We start from the raw sequence: 728 nt of genomic DNA on the forward strand, positions 1-728 counted from the left end.
GTAGGCTCCCACTGCTTGTACGCATACGGTTTCAGGTTCTATTTCACTCCCCTCTCCGGGGTTCTTTTCGCCTTTCCCTCACGGTACTGGTTCACTATCGGTCAGTCAGTAGTATTTAGCCTTGGAGGATGGTCCCCCCATGTTCAGACAAAGTTTCTCGTGCTCCGTCCTACTCGATTTCACTGGCAAGAGATTTTCGTGTACGGGGCTATCACCCACTATGGCCGCACTTTCCAGAGCGTTCCACTAATCTCAAACCAGCTTAAGGGCTGGTCCCCGTTCGCTCGCCACTACTAAGGGAATCTCGGTTGATTTCTTTTCCTCAGGGTACTTAGATGTTTCAGTTCCCCTGGTTCGCCTCTTGCACCTATGTATTCAGTGCAAGATACCTAGGTTATCCTAGGTGGGTTCCCCCATTCAGAGATCTCTGGATCACAGTCTGTTTGCCGACTCCCCAAAGCTTATCGCAGGCTACCACGTCTTTCATCGCCTCTGACTGCCAAGGCATCCACCGTATGCGCTTCTTCACTTGACCATATAACCCCAAGCAATCTGGTTATACTGTGAAGACGACATTCGCCGAAAATTCGCATGTCGCGCTTTCGCGCAGAACTCACAAATTTTACCTTAGCCTGATGGCCCACCAGTGAAAGTGGTCATCAGTCTATCTATCACATATCCGAATTTTTAAAGAACGATCTGACAAAAGTCAGAAATCAACATTCACA

The 728-nt window shown here is 48.8% G+C and carries 1 rRNA gene; it reads right to left on the reverse strand.

The features are described from left to right. Nucleotides 1-535 (reverse strand): 23S ribosomal RNA (locus AC1MHZ_RS23375); the annotation flags it as partial. Nucleotides 536-728 lie beyond the last annotated feature (193 nt).

This window comes from Pseudomonas sp. FA-1 (assembly GCF_056856075.1).